At 56.0% G+C, this 14,656-nt stretch carries 14 protein-coding genes; 9 read left to right on the top strand and 5 right to left on the bottom strand.

Annotated features, from left to right (window positions below; genetic code table 11):
- Positions 1-25 precede the first annotated feature (25 nt).
- The 3 genes from yjgA to WEB54_RS16355 all read left to right on the top strand — a co-directional run bounded on the left by yjgA (position 26) and on the right by WEB54_RS16355 (position 1,887).
- A complete protein-coding gene (gene yjgA, locus WEB54_RS16365) occupies positions 26-550 on the top strand; it encodes a ribosome biogenesis factor YjgA (RefSeq protein WP_368056728.1) in 525 nt (174 codons plus the stop codon).
- 120 nt (positions 551-670) lie between these two features.
- Positions 671-1,249: a sigma-70 family RNA polymerase sigma factor gene (locus WEB54_RS16360; protein ID WP_368054172.1), complete on the top strand. Its 579-nt coding sequence runs from the start codon at positions 671-673 to the stop codon at positions 1,247-1,249.
- Positions 1,246-1,887: a ChrR family anti-sigma-E factor gene (locus WEB54_RS16355; RefSeq protein ID WP_368054174.1), complete on the top strand. Its 642-nt coding sequence runs from the start codon at positions 1,246-1,248 to the stop codon at positions 1,885-1,887. Before WEB54_RS16360 ends, WEB54_RS16355 begins: the two co-directional genes overlap by 4 nt.
- Positions 1,888-1,942: 55 nt before the next feature.
- Here the strand turns inward: WEB54_RS16355 and WEB54_RS16350 are convergent, their stop codons facing one another.
- The 4 genes from WEB54_RS16350 to WEB54_RS16335 form a co-directional block, all read right to left on the bottom strand.
- A complete protein-coding gene (locus WEB54_RS16350; RefSeq protein WP_368056727.1) occupies positions 1,943-4,756 on the bottom strand; it encodes an FAD-binding and (Fe-S)-binding domain-containing protein in 2,814 nt (937 codons plus the stop codon).
- Between the two features lie 46 nt (positions 4,757-4,802).
- On the bottom strand, positions 4,803-5,285 hold the full coding sequence (locus WEB54_RS16345; RefSeq protein ID WP_368056726.1) for a GNAT family N-acetyltransferase: 483 nt from the start codon (positions 5,283-5,285) through the stop codon (positions 4,803-4,805).
- Positions 5,282-5,893 carry a riboflavin synthase subunit alpha gene (locus WEB54_RS16340; RefSeq protein WP_368054180.1) on the bottom strand — a complete coding sequence of 204 codons (612 nt, stop codon included), beginning with the start codon at positions 5,891-5,893 and terminating at the stop codon, positions 5,282-5,284. Before WEB54_RS16340 ends, WEB54_RS16345 begins: the two co-directional genes overlap by 4 nt.
- A gap of 92 nt (positions 5,894-5,985) precedes the next feature.
- Positions 5,986-6,744 (bottom strand): glucosaminidase domain-containing protein, encoded by a 759-nt coding sequence (locus WEB54_RS16335; protein ID WP_368054182.1) that lies wholly within the window; start codon positions 6,742-6,744, stop codon positions 5,986-5,988.
- A gap of 219 nt (positions 6,745-6,963) precedes the next feature.
- Between WEB54_RS16335 and WEB54_RS16330 the strand changes: the two genes are divergently transcribed.
- Positions 6,964-8,154, top strand: coding sequence for an MFS transporter (locus WEB54_RS16330; RefSeq protein ID WP_368056725.1), 1,191 nt, complete (start codon positions 6,964-6,966; stop codon positions 8,152-8,154).
- Between the two features lie 383 nt (positions 8,155-8,537).
- Here WEB54_RS16330 and WEB54_RS16325 read toward each other — a convergent pair whose 3' ends face one another.
- Positions 8,538-8,864, bottom strand: a complete 327-nt coding sequence (locus WEB54_RS16325) for a DUF1820 family protein (protein ID WP_368054186.1) — start codon at positions 8,862-8,864, stop codon at positions 8,538-8,540.
- Positions 8,865-9,107: 243 nt separating this feature from the next.
- Here WEB54_RS16325 and miaB point away from each other — a divergent pair, with 243 nt between their 5' ends.
- From miaB to WEB54_RS16300, 5 genes are all read left to right on the top strand, one after another.
- The gene (miaB, locus tag WEB54_RS16320) at positions 9,108-10,472 is read left to right on the top strand and encodes a tRNA (N6-isopentenyl adenosine(37)-C2)-methylthiotransferase MiaB (protein WP_368054188.1); all 1,365 of its coding nucleotides are present in this window, start codon (positions 9,108-9,110) and stop codon (positions 10,470-10,472) included.
- A gap of 240 nt (positions 10,473-10,712) precedes the next feature.
- Positions 10,713-11,720: a PhoH family protein gene (locus tag WEB54_RS16315; RefSeq protein ID WP_368053640.1), complete on the top strand. Its 1,008-nt coding sequence runs from the start codon at positions 10,713-10,715 to the stop codon at positions 11,718-11,720.
- A gap of 8 nt (positions 11,721-11,728) precedes the next feature.
- The gene (gene ybeY / locus WEB54_RS16310) at positions 11,729-12,250 is read left to right on the top strand and encodes an rRNA maturation RNase YbeY (protein ID WP_368053638.1); all 522 of its coding nucleotides are present in this window, start codon (positions 11,729-11,731) and stop codon (positions 12,248-12,250) included.
- Positions 12,251-12,295: 45 nt separating this feature from the next.
- Positions 12,296-13,162, top strand: coding sequence for an HlyC/CorC family transporter (locus tag WEB54_RS16305; RefSeq protein ID WP_368053636.1), 867 nt, complete (start codon positions 12,296-12,298; stop codon positions 13,160-13,162).
- A gap of 115 nt (positions 13,163-13,277) precedes the next feature.
- Positions 13,278-14,654, top strand: a complete 1,377-nt coding sequence (locus WEB54_RS16300; RefSeq protein WP_368056724.1) for a class II fumarate hydratase — start codon at positions 13,278-13,280, stop codon at positions 14,652-14,654.
- Positions 14,655-14,656 lie beyond the last annotated feature (2 nt).

Genomic DNA, 14,656 nt, shown 5'->3' with positions numbered 1-14,656 from the left:
GGGCAGCCACCACCGTAGAGCGCTCATGACGCACCCTGAAGACGACAACACCGAATACGAACTGGTCAGCAAATCCGAAATGAAGCGGGAGATGCATCGCTGGCAGGCTCTGGGTGAGCGTTTGCTCACGCTGCGCCCCGACCAACTGGTCACCATCCCCATTACCGAGCGGCTGGCTCAGGCGCTGGAGGAAAGCAAACGGATCACCCAACGTGAGGCCCGTCGCCGGCACCTGCAACTGATTGGCAAGCTGATGCGTGACAACGACGTCGATGCCATTCGCGAGGCGATCGACCGGCTCGACCCCAGCAGCGACATCTACAAGCGCGATTTACAGCAGGCTGAAGCTTGGCGTGAGCGCCTGATTCGCGACGACAGCGCCGAGAGCGTCTGGTTCGAAACCTACCCGGATACCGACCGGCAGCCGTTCCGGTCGCTGGTGCGCGCCGCGCGCAAAGAACAACCGGACGACCCGGCAGCACCCATTCGTGGCGGTAAGAACAGTAAGGGGCTATTGCGCTGGGTTAAAGAGACCCTGGCCGAAAAATAATCATCCACCGTGATCCGGATGCAACCCGCTGGCGTAGATTGACCTGAGACCCCATGTACAGGTTTAAAAATGTCAGCGGCCAATGTAATCTCGATACTCTCATCGAAAAAAGCACGCACTATGACACAGACGAGCCAAACCGCCGACGAGTGGGCCAATCTGCTTGAGGCCGTGGCCCGGCGGCAGGACACCAAAGCCTTCGAGGCTCTGTTCAAACATTTTGCACCCCTGATTAAAGCCTTCGCCTTGTCCTCTGGTTTACACAGCCAGGGCGATCATCTCCCTGAGGAACTGGTCCAGGACGTTATGCTCTCCATCTGGCGCAAATCAGCGTCCTACGACCGGCGCAAGGCGGCACCGTCAACCTGGATCTTTACCATTGCCCGTAACCAGCGCATCGACATGCTGCGCCGGTTGAATAAATACCGGGCCGATGTCTCCGCCGATGCGATCTGGGATCTGGAATCCGACACGGAACTGTTCGGCGAGGTTCGCCAGTCACGCATTCAGGATAAGGTAAAGGCGGGTCTTTACGATCTTCCGGTTGATCAGCGCCAGGTCATGGCCAAGGTTTTTCTGGAAGACAAGAGCCACCAGGAGGTTGCCGATGAAATGAAGCTGCCTCTGGGTACCGTCAAGAGCCGGGTCCGCCTGGCCATGAAGAAGATGAAACTTTCGTTAGAGGCACTCGATCTATGAGTCAGTGGCACCCGCAAACCGATCAACTTGTGGAATTTGCAGCCGGTACCTGCCACACCGGCATGAGTGTGGCGATCTCCGTACACCTGCATTACTGCGCCCAGTGCCGCGTAGCATTGAGCGAACTGGAGAGCACCTCCGCAGTCCTGTTCGAACAACAGGCGGCCGTACCCGTAGCCGATTCCGCCTTTGACCTGTTGATGCAACGCATTCAGCACGAACCTGCGGCTGAACCGATGGTAAAACCGGTCAGTAGCCGGTTCCCCAAAGCTCTGGCCACCCTACTGCCTGAATCATTGGACGAGCTGAATTGGCGCCAGCCGATGAAGAATCTGCGCGTCAGTCACCTGATGACCGACGAAAGCGGCATGATCATTGGTTTGCACCACATGAAAGCCGGTGGCCGGGTGCCCAACCACTACCACCGCGGCGATGAAATCAGTGTCGTGCTCGAAGGCGGTTTTTCCGACCAACTGGGCTCTTATGGCGTGGGTGATTTCATTGTGCGAACGCCAAGTGACACTCACTCACCACGAGCAGACGCCCATGAAGACTGCCTGATGCTCTCGGTTGTGACGGCCCCGGTCAAGTTAACCGGTGCGCTTGGCTGGCTGTTGAACCCGTTCCTGAAAGCCTGATCCGCAGGAATAGATATCCCCCCAATAGCCCCGGCCTTGCCGGGGTTGTTTGTTTTTAATCCGGATGAACCGATTGCCGGTCCAGCACCTCAAACAGCGAGAAATAGGTCAGACCACTGTGCTGGCTCAGCCCGATTTCGCAGGTCCGGCTGGTAGAAATGCCATAGAGACAATCACCCACCGATCCGGCCAGATGACGCAGGGACGAGGCATTCAGCTCCGGTTGCGAGAAGCCCTTGTCACCGGCAAAGCCGCAACAGGCCATTCCCTCGGGCTGCACCCACTGTGGTACAACGGCATTCAACACCCGCTGAAAGCTGGCTTCTATCCCCTGTTTCTGCACGCTGCAGGTCGTGTGCACGGCAACCCGCCCTGGCTCGGGCTGGATAGCCAGCCGGTCCAGTAAAAACCGGTCAATAAAATCGACACTGTCATAAAACTGAATGCCACGTGCTTCAGCCTGGGTCCTTACCCGCAAACTGCAGGGGCTGGTATCCGCCAAAACCGGAAATCGACCGCCACTGGACACTTCCCACAGCTCATCGACCAGTTCCCGGCGCTGTTGCTCGGCAACCTCAACATGCCCTTTGGAATGAAACGGCTGGCCACAGCACAGACCACGGGTTGGCTGCGGCACCACCACCGCCAGACCCGCCTTGCGCAACACACTCAGGGCGGCGGCCGGTACCGGCTGGCGTCCGTCTCCCAGTGCCGGGCCCATGACCTGGGTTACGCAAGCGGCCCAGTACACCACGGTATCCAAATCGGCCGGCCGGGACTGACGGGTGGGCGCATAGACGGGCCTGGCAGCACCCGGTGTTGTCGCCGGCCACAGCGGCGTACGTCCACCACTGAGCCGCCGAATCGCCGCCGAATACCGCTCGAGCCTCTGGGCACCTGCCACCCGCTGCATGCCCTGGGCAGTCCATAACCCACCCCGTACCAATGTTGCCAGCGTCGCAAAGTGCCGACTCAAAAAACGGGCCAGACGATCAAAACGATGATTGTTGCGTTTGCGCAGACTCAGCACCAGTTCGCCGGTATTGATGCCCACCGGACAGCGCACTTCACACAGTCCGGTCGCCGCGCAAGTATCGATACCCTGGTAATTAAAGGCCTTCTGCCATGCAGGGTTAACCCCCTCATTCCGGCTCTGGCGCTGCAGTTCCCGGTACAGGGTGATGCGCTGACGCGGTGTCAGCGTCAGATCCCGGGACGGACATACCGGCTCGCAAAAGCCACACTCAATGCAGGTATCGATGATTGGATCGGCAGCAGGCAGAGCTTTTAAATGCTGAATATGAGCCTTGGGGTCGTCGTTGAGAATGACGCCGGGATTGAGAATTCCGGCCGGATCAAACACCTGCTTGATCCGTTTCATGAGGCCATAGGCGTCTGCACCCCACTCTTTAACCACAAAGGGCGCCATATTGCGTCCGGTACCGTGTTCGGCTTTCAAAGATCCACCCAAGGTGCCAGCCACAACCTCGGCGATATCCTGCATAAAGGCGTCGTAACGGGCGACCTCAGTGGCTTCCTCAAAGCTCTGGGTGAACACAAAATGCAGATTGCCCTCCAGCGCATGGCCAAAAATGATCGCCTCGGTATAACCATGACGATCAAACAGAGCCTGCAGGGCAGCAACACCTTCAGCCAGCCGCTCAACCGGAAAGGCCACATCTTCAATAATAACGGTGGTACCGGTAGCGCGCACCGCACCAACGGCGGGAAAGGTTCCTTTGCGCAGATTCCAGTATTGGGCGATGCGCAGACTATCGCGGGTAAATCCGGTACTGCGCCAGCCCTCCGTAAAGTGATCCAGAGTCGCCATAACCTGATCACAGTGTCCCGTCAACGCATCAGCCATTTCGGCACGAACGTCCACCAGCAGCACCCCGCCTTCAGGGGGTATCTGACGGGCGAAATCCGGCAGTCCGGGCATATGGGCCACCGACTCAATGGCGCGCCGGTCGAGCAGTTCGACCGCATCTACAGGGCAAGACCGCAGGGCGGTTACCGCCCGGGCACACAGATCAAGATCATCAAACCCGACCATTATGGAAGCCCGATGCGGCCAGTCCGGCACTGTATTCAAACTGACTTCACTGATGAAACCCAGCGTGCCTTCAGACCCCACCATCAGATGAGTCAGCATGTTGATCGGGTCATCAAAGTCGAGCAAGGCATTCAGACCGTAGCCCGTGGTGTTTTTCAACCGATATTTGTGGCGAACCCGTTCGGCCAGCGCTGTGTTCGCTTTGAGATCAACAGACAGTTCCGACAATTTATCCAGAAAACACTCATGCGTGGAGCGAAACTCGGCGATGCTGACCGGGTCACGGCTATCAATAATACTGCCATCGGCCAGTACAATGCGCATGCCAGCCAAAGTGTGATAGCTGTTGTGGCGAGTGCCACAGCACATGCCACTGGCATTGTTGGCAACAATGCCCCCCACCTTGCAACTGCCAATCGAGGCCGGGTCCGGGCCTATTTTACGACCAAAAGGTTTGAGGCGCTGGTTGATATCGGCACCAATCAGATTCGGCTGCAGGTGCACCCGCTCCCCCAACGGATCAATACGACAGCCGCGCCATTCATCAGTCAGTACCACCAATACCGAATCGGTGACCGCCTGGCCGGACAAGCTGGTACCGGCCGCACGAAAGGTGACCGGCACCTGACACAGTTGGGCCTGTATCAGCAGAAAGCTCAATTCGGCTTCAGTCTCAACGGCAACCACCAATTTAGGGGTCAGGCGGTAGAAGCTGGCATCGGTACCCAGGGCAAAACACCGCATCGGATCAGTCGTCAGACGCGATTCGGGAAAACGGTGTTTCAGTGCAAGAATTAAATGATCAATCGTCATAACCGGCCCTGTTCTGGCATTTTTTATTATCATCAAAGACTCGGAGTCAGACCTGCTCGGGTGCACGCTGCATCCATTGATGCTCAATGTCGTCTTCGAGATAGATCTCGCCAACCGCTTCGAAACCAAATGACTGATAAAATTTGACCAGGTGTGCCTGAGCCCCAAGCGCCATACCTGAGCCGGGAAACAGAACAGCCAGGGCGTTCACCGCTTCACGCATCAGCTCCCGGCCAAGGCCCTTGCCTCGGGCGTTGGCGCGCGTAACCACCCGGCCTATCGCAGGCCATTCCCCTGCTACACCGGGCGGCAACAACCGGGCCACAGCCACCAATTGACCAGCTCGGTAGCCAAGCAGATGCCAGGCCTGATCATCAAGTCCATCCGCATCCTGATAGGGACAGTTCTGTTCAACCACAAACACGGCTGCACGCAGTGCCAACACGTCATACAGCGTGCGTGCGTCGAGCTTCTCAAAGGACAGACACTGCCAAATACAATCCTCACGGGTTACCGGCTCGTAAATCACAGCTGACCCGCCACTTTCATTCGCGCCAGGGTGTCGACAATCGCCTGGGTATGGGCATCGAATTCCACATTCACGCGGTCCCCGACCTGGGCTTCACCAAAGGTGGTGACAGCGAGGGTCTCGGGTATCAGAAACACGTTGAATCGGTCGTCCCGAACCTCACCAATGGTCAGGCTACAGCCATTCAATCCCACATAGCCTTTGGGAAACAAATAACGACGCTGCTCAGCGGTGATGCCAAACCAGATAATGCAGTTATTTTCCGGGCGTTCAATATCAACAACCGGAAGGCAGTGGTGAACATGACCGGACATGACGTGACCACCGATGTCATCTCCGAAACGAGCCGCGCGTTCAACGTTGACCAGCTCGCCATCGGAGAGATCCGCCAGATTGGTGACTCTCAGGGTTTCCATCATCACATCAAAATAGGCCCGACCCTGTTCCAGCCGGGTCACCGTCAGACAAGCCCCATTCAGCGCAATACTGGCGCCAATCGACAGACCTTCACCTTGTTTGGCATTCAACGGCACCGATAGGGTCCACAACTGGGAGAGACGGGCCTCGATGGTTACCGGGGCCCGGTTTTGCACAATTCCAGAAAACATGAGATTCCTAGGGCTACGAAACAGTCGCCTGTTTTAAGGCTTTCGCACCCCAAAGGCAAGGACACTTCTGAATCATCACCCCTGGGTTCATACTAGTTTGCTGCGTAAAAAGGGCGTTGGTCGTACTCAGTCAGTTCATTGTGAGTAATCATTTCCGTCAACTCGCGAATGTACTCTTCACCGCGAATGGAATAGCCCTCCAGCCCCCATACCAACATCAATGCAGAGACCGGTTCGCCAAGGTAACGCAATTCTGAACGAATGTTGCGCAATTCCCGATAGGGCGGGTGGGTATTCACGTTCTGAAAATAGGCCGCCACCGACTCAGCAACATCGCTGAATACCTTGACTTCATAGTTCTCACCTTCAGGACGTCCGGCAGGCACCAGGCCACAGCCTTCTGCGAAACACCACTGTCCAAAGAGGTTATTGCCTTCCATTGCAAATCGGCTGGTGCCCCAGGCACTTTCGTTGGCCGCCTGAGCGAGCACCAGTGACGCCGGAATAATATCAACGCGGTTAAGCATCAGCTCGAAATAAGCATCGCTGCCAGGCGTTTCTTCCACCTCGTAGTCACGCCCCAGCTGGGCCAGGTAAGATGCCTGCCATGGCGCCGCAATCTCGCCCTGGGCCAGGTCGGTCTGCATCTGCAACAACCAGATCCTCTCGGCAACAATGCGCTGATTAACGCGCTGAATGATCGGGTTCAGAAATTCAAAAAAAACCTGTTTTTTGGTCGCAACGTCGTCAATACTTGCCATATCAGGCAATTCTAACTCCAACTTTTCCAGTTGTCCGGGCGCTTCGGCCCAGGCCAAGGCCACCGGCAATACCAGTAGCAGCAAAGCCACAACCCATTTCCTTGGAATCCACATAGTCGTTTCCACTATTCTTAATACTGTTGATGAATTAAAAGCCGCGTGAGTATAGGGTGCTCTGATTGTTTTTCAACCAATGCTATCCACGCTCAAGGACGGTTCGAGGCAGTGCCCGCCATTGGATCACTTCACCGTCCACCCACTGGAAGGTTTATACCTTGTCGACAATTTAAACGGAAAGAGTAAACAGTCATGAACAAACCAAGCCCCGCCCTGTGGACGCTGATCGCCATGCAAGCGTTGTCGATGTGTGCTCCGCCCATGGTTATTCTGATTGGCGGCCTGATCGGCACCCAGCTGGCGCCCAATCCACAGTTAGCCACGCTACCACTCTCAGTTTTGGTGGTCGCGACCGCCCTCAGCACCTTTCCGACGGCTATGATCATGCAGCGCCTGGGGCGTAAGGTGGGTTTTCTAATCGGCAACCTGGTGTCAATCGTCGCTTGCGGCCTCGCCATTTTGGCTATTTACAGTCACAGCTTCGCCTTACTGCTGGTTGCCACCGCCGGGCTGGGTTTCAACATGGCGTTTGTTAATCAATTCCGGTTTGCCGCCATGGAACGCGTTGCGCCCGAAGATCAGGGCCAAGCGGTTTCCTGGTTGCTGTTGGGTGGGATTTTCGCTGCGCTCGTCGGTCCTGAGCTCGGTGCACTGGGTGAATCCCTGCTAGGCGCTCCTTATGCTGGCGCGTTCCTGCTGCTGGCTGGGGTGCTGCTCGGGGTCACCCTCCTGATCCTTTTAGCATTTAAGGATCTGCCCTATCAGGCACCGGTCAAACAATCGGTTGGCAGGCCCTGGGGCGCGCTGCTGCAACAACCCGTCTTGTGGCTGGCCTTGCTGGCCGGAGCGGTTTCCTACAGTGTCATGACGCTGGTGATGACGGCAGCACCACTGAGCATGCACGATATGGATCAGCACAGCCTGCAAGCCACCAAAACGGTGATACAGGCGCACATTCTGGCCATGTTTCTGCCCTCACTGGCAACCAGTTGGTTGATCAAGCGCTTCGGTCCTGAACGCTTACTGATGCTGGGGCTGCTTATTTATGCGCTGATGATTATTGCCGGCCTCAGTGGTCGGGGTATTAGCCACTACAGCACCAGTCTGATTCTTCTGGGTGTTGGCTGGAATTTCCTGTTTGTGTCGGGCACCACACTGCTGCCCCGCGCCTATCAGGATTCGGAACGATTCAGGGTGCAGGCTGTTAATGAATTTCTGGTGTTTGGCGCCCAGGCTCTGGCGACGCTCGGGGCGGGATGGCTGCTGTTTCAATTTAGCTGGGAAGTGTTGTTGTATGCCACCCTGCCAGCATTGGTGGTCTTGTCAGCAACACAGATCTGGCACCGACACCATGTTAAAACCATGCAGGTCACCCCTCGGTGAGACTCGAGTGTTGCAGAAGGTTACGCAATAAGAAGTGGTGCAGCAGAGAAAAAGTGACTTCGAGGCCCAGTCCCGGGGCCTCTGTATTTAGGCTTGACGCATTAAGTGCTACCGTTTGGAGCGGATAATGTCGTCTTTCACCCGGATACGTTCCGGCTTTACCGCCGCACCTTGGCTATATATCCGCCAGGCAACAGCCCCTAGCAACATTGTCAACAACAGTACGGTCATCATTTACCCCTCATATCGGGTGTATTTGCCAACCTTAATCGGCGCTATCACCTTGGGTGATGAGCTAAAGTATAGCCTTATTGACCCTGGCAGCCAGTGAAAACCCATGTCGTTGTCGTGTAAATACCACAAAAAACAGCGCCAGAGCTTCTCTAGCGCTGTTTTGACGGACCAGACGCCGGAAAAGCAATCACCGGACCACCCTTACTGTCACTGATTTTGGCGACACCTTCCTGCTCTACCTCGTCAATCCGGGTAATAGAGTGCATGGGAATGAAACTGCGTTTTACGCCACTGAACTCTTTTTTCAACCGCTCTTCACCCGGATCGACCAGCAACTGACTGCGCTCACCGAAAATCAGCTCCTCGATTTCAATAAAACCGTACAAGTCGCTCTGATAGACCTGTTCACAATACACTTCGTACACCTTGTCCTGATTGATAAAGGACACTCTGTAAATGGCCTTGGGTTGTTTCATTGTCGGGTAACATCCTGACTGAAGCCTGTGTTTCACAGCAGCGAGACACCAACGCCCGCCACCTCAATGGTTCCCTAATATGGGCTCCGACCGAGCCGTATTCAATAGTCAGGAACACACTGCGATCAACGGCCTAAATTCTGCGCGCCAAATGGTTGGGTCGGGACCCTGTTATGCGTATAATCTGCGCCCCTTTCGAGCGTCGGTACGTGAAACGCTCTTGTTGAATATAACTGCAGGCTCATGACCAAGAAACTCTTTATCAAAACACACGGCTGCCAGATGAACGAATATGATTCGTCTCGCATGGCCGACCTGTTGGGCGACAGCCACGGTTACACCCTGACCGACAACGCCGATGAAGCGGACGTGTTGCTGCTGAACACCTGTTCAATCCGCGAGAAAGCGCAAGATAAGGTGTTCCACCAACTGGGCCGCTGGAAGAAGCTGAAGGCCAAGAACCCGCACCTGAAAATCGGTGTCGGCGGCTGTGTCGCGTCCCAGGAAGGTCAGGCGATATCCGATCGTGCGCCCTATGTTGATATGATTTTTGGCCCCCAGACCCTGCATCGTCTACCACAGATGCTGGATGCGTCTACAGGCCAGATCGCCAACGCTGCAGGCAACCGCATTGCTATGGTCGACGTGACCTTTCCGGAAATCGAGAAATTCGACCACCTGCCCGCGCCAAAAAGTGATGGTGTATCGGCGTTTGTATCAGTCATGGAAGGCTGCTCCAAATACTGCACTTTCTGCGTGGTGCCCTACACCCGGGGCGAAGAAGTCAGCCGTCCGTTTGACGATGTCATTACCGAAGTCGTCCAACTGTCAGAACAGGGTGTGCGGGAGATCAATTTTCTCGGTCAAAACGTCAATGCCTACCGGGGCCCGCGCCACGACGGCGGCGAGGCCGATCTAGCCGAACTGATCACCCTGGCGGCACGCATCGACGGCATCGACCGTATTCGGTTCACCACCAGCCACCCAGTGGAATTCACCGACTCTCTGGTCGACGCCTACCTGGATATTCCTGAACTGGTCAGCCACTTGCACCTGCCGGTACAAAGCGGCTCAGATGCCATTCTGAGCGCCATGAAGCGCGGCCACACCGCAGCTGAATACGCCGAGAAGATGGAGCGCATTCGGGTGAACCGCCCCGACATCAGCTTCTCGTCCGACTTCATCATTGGCTTCCCGGGTGAAACCGAGGCCGACTTCGAAGCCACCATGAACCTGATTCAAACCATTGGCTTCGACCACAGTTTCAGCTTTGTTTATAGCCCAAGACCCGGCACACCAGCAGCCACCCTGGAAGACACAACGCCCGAGGCTACCAAAAAACAACGCCTGGCGATTCTGCAAGACAGAATCATCCAGCAAGCGGCCCAGATCAGCCGTCGCATGGTCGGCAGCACCCAAACCATACTGGTCAGCGAGCGCTCCAAGCGCAACCCGGCCGAGCTGCAGGGCCGCACAGAAAACAACCGTCCAACCTTTTTTGAACACGATGACGACGAATTGATCGGAAAGTTCGTACAGGTCCGTATTACCGAGGCCTTTGCCAACAGCTTGCGCGGTGAGGTTATTAATACTGACCTGGCATATTGAAGGTCGGTGGTTGAATCGGAGGTTGAGCCTAACTTGAGGCAAGAGTCCGTGTCGGGCACCGGGTTGGCCTATCAGGGGTCGGCCGACACGGATTTCGGCACAAAGGTAAAATCAACCAGTAAAACGGTGGCTGAGTAACAATTAGTTACCACGGTAATCGACTTTTTGACATGGCAGGGATGCGGCGTATTCTTAGCTTATCTGCTGTTTACAGTACAACGTGAGAGGAACCAGAACACTTTGACTACCCCGTCCAATCTTGAGGCTGTGACAACAGCTTCCGATTTGCGGCACTTTGAGCTGCAACCCGATAATCCCCAGCGACTGGCCAGCCTGTGTGGTCTGGCCAACGACAACCTCCGGCAGATTGAAGATCGCCTAGACATTCGCGTCAATAACCGCGGCAATCGGTTTGAACTGGCCGGTGATGGCGGCAGCGTCGCGGCGGCCGAAGACATCATCAAGCGGTTATATCGGGAGACCAAGGGTGGCAAGGATTTGCTGCCAGATACGGTTAACCTCTATTTGCAGCAATCTGAAGTGGAAACATTTAGCGAGCTCGATGGTTCCCAGCTGCATGAGCACAAACTCTATGTGTTGCATACGCCCAAGTCGGTGGTTAAGCCGCGCGGCCCCAACCAGCGCGCCTATGTGCATAGTGTACTGACCCACGACATCAATTTTGGCGTTGGCCCGGCCGGTACTGGCAAAACCTTTTTGGCGGTTGCCTGTGCGGTGCATGCTCTGCAAAAAGACCAGGTCAAACGCATTATTCTGGTTCGGCCGGCGGTGGAAGCGGGCGAAAAACTGGGTTTCCTGCCCGGTGATCTTAGCCAAAAAGTAGACCCTTATTTGCGCCCGCTCTACGACGCACTCTATGAAATGCTGGGCCTGGAGAAAGTCGACCGTTTAATCGAACGCAATGTGATTGAAGTGGCACCGCTGGCTTACATGCGAGGTCGAACGCTGAGCAATGCGTTTATTATTCTGGACGAGAGCCAGAACACCACCAAAGAACAGATGAAAATGTTCCTGACCCGCATCGGCTTTGGTTCGACGGCCGTCATCAACGGCGACCCGACTCAGGTCGACCTGCCGCGCGGTAATCAGTCTGGCCTGGCGCATGCGCTGAAGGTGCTCGAGGATGTCAACGACATCAGCGTGACCCAGTTCGGCTCCAAAGACATTGTTCGTCACCCCCTGGTACAGCGCATCGTCGATGCCTACGACGCGCACGGAGACGACTGACCGCCACCATGAATGCCAACCCGGAATTGCTGCCCGACGTTGATCTGGATGTTCAGATCGCATCCGGAGCAGCGGACCTGCCCGACTCCGATCATCTGCTGCTGTGGGTTGCCACAGCACTGCAGGGCCAAAAAGACACGGCCTGCCTGACCATTCGGCTGGTGGATGATTCGGAAAGCCAGCAGCTGAACCTTGACTACCGGGGCAAAAACTCGCCTACCAATGTGCTGTCTTTTCCCTTTGAAGCACCGCCCGGCATTGACGACCCGGAAATTCAGGCCCTGCTTGGGGATCTGATTATTTGCGCACCGGTGGTCGCCCGCGAAGCGGCCGAACAGGGCAAGCCGGTTCAGGATCACTGGGCGCACATGGTGGTCCATGGTACCTTGCATTTACTGGGGTACGACCATATTGAGCCAACCGAGGCCGAGATCATGGAGTCACTGGAGCGCCAAATTCTGGCCAGGCTCGACATTGCCGATCCGTACTGGCTCGACTACCACTTGCCGACCGGCTCACCCGCCCTATAAAAGACGATTTGAGCCGGAACACACTAGCAGAGGACACGCACTAGCATGAGCGACGAACGACCCACGAGTAGCAACCCCGGTAGGAAATCCTGGCTGGAACGCCTGTCGGATGCCTTTACCGGGGAGCCCAAAGATCGCGACGATTTGCTCACTATTCTGAACAGTGCTCAGGAAAACGACATTCTAGACAACGAAGCCTTCAAAATTATCGAAGGCGCCCTGAATGTGTCGGACATGCACGTCCGGGACATCATGATTCCGCGTTCCCAGGTAGTCAGCCTGGAAACCAACGACAGTATTCAACACTGGCTGTCACTGATTGTGGAATCCGGTCACTCGCGCTTTCCCGTCTTGGGTGAAAACTCCGACGAAGTGGTCGGTGTGTTGCTGGCCAAAGACCTGCTGGGCCTCGGCCTGCAAACCCAGTTTGACCTCGACGACATGAAAAAGCGACTGAACACCATCATTCGCAACGTCAATTTCGTGCCGGAAAGCAAGCGCCTTAACGTGCTGCTCAAAGACTTCCGCAGCAATCGAAACCATATGGCCGTTGTTGTTGATGAATACGGTCAGACCGCTGGCCTGGTCACCATTGAAGATGTATTGGAAGAGATCGTCGGTGAAATTGAAGACGAACACGACGATACCGTCGATGCCAACATTCGCCCCAACGGTAATGGCGGCTTTCTGGTTCAAGCACTGACTCCGATCGAAGATTTCAATGATCATTTTTCAACCGAGCTAAGTGACGGGGAATTCGACACCATTGGCGGTATTGTCATGCACCAGTTTGGTAAGGTGCCGCAGCGTGATGAATCCATCACGATGGGCGAGCTACTGATCCGGGTTGTGAATGCCGATAACCGCCGGGTTCGTGCCTTTGAAGTTAACCGCCTGCCCCAAGCTGACTGATTCGAGCGGGTCCTGATCCGGGACCCGCTATCCATCTCTGCTTTGCCTGTCCGACGGATTGGACATCCCTGTTCTGAGCACTAAAGTGTGTGCAACTTGAATGAGGAATGCCTCCATGCGCATCGAAAAAGACAGCTTCGGCGAACTCTCGGTTCCTGACGACGTATTCTACGGCGCGCAGACAGCGCGAGCCTTATCCAACTTTGGCTTGTCTGACGAAGTCATGCCGCCTCGCTTTATCGAAGCCTGCCTCGCCATCAAGGCCGCTGCCGCTGCCGCCAATACCGAACTGGAGGTCATCGGAGGTGACACAGCCACTGCCATCCAGAAAGCGTGTCAGGCCGCACGCGAACACATCAATGACCACCAGTTCCCGGTCGACGTGTTCCAGACCGGGTCCGGCACCAGCACCAACATGAACGTCAATGAAGTCGTCGCCTACCTGGCCAGTGCGGCCAGTGGCCTCGACATCAACCCTAACGATGACGTCAACGCCAGCCAGAGCAGTAACGACACCATTCCTGCCGCCATTCAGATCAGCACCGCCCTGGCCCTGGAAGAGGATTTGTTGCCAGCCATTACCGCGCTGAAAAACAGCTTGAGCCAACAGGGTGAGACTCACAAAGACGTGGTTAAAACCGGCCGAACCCATTTAATGGACGCCATGCCGCTGACGGTGCAACAAGAGTTTTCTGCCTGGATCGAAGCGCTGGACAGTTGTCAGCGACGCATCAACCAGTGTTTGCCTCGCCTTAAAGCCCTGCCTCTCGGCGGCACCGCCATTGGCACCGGCATCAATGCGCCCAGGGGCTTTGCCGACTCGGCCTGCCGGCATCTGAACCATCAGACAGGCAACGACTTTTGCCCGCATAACAATGCCTTCTACGGCATCAGCACCCAGGATGTTGCCGTCGAGGCGTCGGGTTTGCTCAAAGGTCTGGCTACCAGCCTGATCAAGATCAGCAACGATCTACGCTGGATGAACAGTGGCCCGCTGGCGGGCTTGGGCGAGGTGCTACTGCCCGCTTTGCAACCAGGCAGCAGTATCATGCCGGGAAAAGTAAACCCGGTGATTCCGGAGGCGGTACTGATGGCCTGTTACCAGGTTATTGGTCACGACACCGCCATCACACTCGGGGCACAATCGGGGAATTTTCAACTTAATGTCAGCCTGCCGCTGATCGCCCGTAACCTGCTCGACAGCATCGCGCTGATGAGTCGCAGCTGCGAGCACCTGGCACACAAGGTGATTGACGACCTGAAAGTTAATCATACCGCCCTGGCCGAGCCCCTGCACCGCAATCCGATCCTGGTCACCGCCCTGAATCCAGTGCTGGGCTACCTGAAAGCGGCGGAAATCGCCAAAACTGCCTACGCCGACAATCGGCCGATCATCGACGTCGCTCAGGAAAAAACCGACCTGAGCCGGGAAGAACTGGAGACACTGCTCGACCCGGCCCGGCTGGCGCATCCTCACGAGCAGCACGACTGAGC

The sequence above is a fragment of the Saccharospirillum sp. genome, from assembly GCF_040881935.1.
Classification (GTDB): Bacteria; Pseudomonadota; Gammaproteobacteria; order Pseudomonadales; family Natronospirillaceae; genus Saccharospirillum.
This window is presented reverse-complemented; position numbering and strand designations above follow the sequence as displayed.

Excerpts from the sequence above, each read along its gene's own strand:
- WEB54_RS16340 (WP_368054180.1), bottom strand. The coding sequence starts at position 5,893 with ATGTTTTCTGGAATTGTGCAAAACCGGGCCCCGGTAACCATCGAGGCC.
- WEB54_RS16355 (WP_368054174.1), top strand. The coding sequence starts at position 1,246 with ATGAGTCAGTGGCACCCGCAAACCGATCAACTTGTGGAATTTGCAGCC.
- WEB54_RS16300 (WP_368056724.1), top strand. The coding sequence starts at position 13,278 with ATGCGCATCGAAAAAGACAGCTTCGGCGAACTCTCGGTTCCTGACGAC.
- WEB54_RS16305 (WP_368053636.1), top strand. The coding sequence starts at position 12,296 with ATGAGCGACGAACGACCCACGAGTAGCAACCCCGGTAGGAAATCCTGG.
- miaB (WP_368054188.1), top strand. The coding sequence starts at position 9,108 with ATGACCAAGAAACTCTTTATCAAAACACACGGCTGCCAGATGAACGAA.
- WEB54_RS16350 (WP_368056727.1), bottom strand. The coding sequence starts at position 4,756 with ATGACGATTGATCATTTAATTCTTGCACTGAAACACCGTTTTCCCGAA.
- ybeY (WP_368053638.1), top strand. The coding sequence starts at position 11,729 with ATGAATGCCAACCCGGAATTGCTGCCCGACGTTGATCTGGATGTTCAG.
- WEB54_RS16330 (WP_368056725.1), top strand. The coding sequence starts at position 6,964 with ATGAACAAACCAAGCCCCGCCCTGTGGACGCTGATCGCCATGCAAGCG.
- WEB54_RS16360 (WP_368054172.1), top strand. The coding sequence starts at position 671 with ATGACACAGACGAGCCAAACCGCCGACGAGTGGGCCAATCTGCTTGAG.
- yjgA (WP_368056728.1), top strand. The coding sequence starts at position 26 with ATGACGCACCCTGAAGACGACAACACCGAATACGAACTGGTCAGCAAA.
- WEB54_RS16325 (WP_368054186.1), bottom strand. The coding sequence starts at position 8,864 with ATGAAACAACCCAAGGCCATTTACAGAGTGTCCTTTATCAATCAGGAC.